General features: G+C 76.7%; 1 protein-coding gene. It reads left to right on the forward strand.

All coding sequences use genetic code 11. The features are described 5' to 3' along the window. Positions 1 to 545: maltotransferase domain-containing protein (locus HWY05_RS37680; protein WP_176061482.1), on the forward strand; the 545-nt coding region annotated here is incomplete at both ends.

The raw sequence follows: 545 nt of genomic DNA on the forward strand, positions 1-545 counted from the left end.
GCTGGCGCTGATGCCCGGCGGCGTGAGCCTGCTGCGCGCGGCGCGCGCCAAGCCGGTCAAGCCCGGCAAGGAACCCAAGGACGGCGGCAAGAGCGCCGAGGCGAGCAAGAACGGCAAGCCCGCCAAGGGCGCCAAGGATACGAAAGACGCCCGGGACGACGCCGGCCGCTCCGTGCAGGCGCAAGCCGACACCGCCCCGCGCCGCCGCGCCCGCTCGGCCGCCCAGGAAGCGCTGGCCGCCGCGCTCGAGGCCGACCGGATCGCGATCGAGCGTGTCGAGCCGAGCGTCGACGACGGCCGCTTCGCGGCCAAGCGCGTGGTGGGCGAGGCGATGCGCGTGAGCGCCACGCTGATCGTCGACGGCCATGCCCGGCTCGGCGCCGCGGTGGCCTTCCGCGCCGCCCAGGCCCTGGCCAAGGCCTTCGACGGCAGCGACGCGGGCGGCCAGCTCGCCCTGCTGCACGCGCCCGACTCGGCCGCCGCCTATGCCGCGCTGTACCGGCGCAGCGCGCTCACGCGCGACAGCCGCGTCCATCTCGTCGAGG

Source organism: Paraburkholderia sp. BCC1876 (genome assembly GCF_902833695.1).
Lineage (GTDB): Bacteria > Pseudomonadota > Gammaproteobacteria > Burkholderiales > Burkholderiaceae > Paraburkholderia.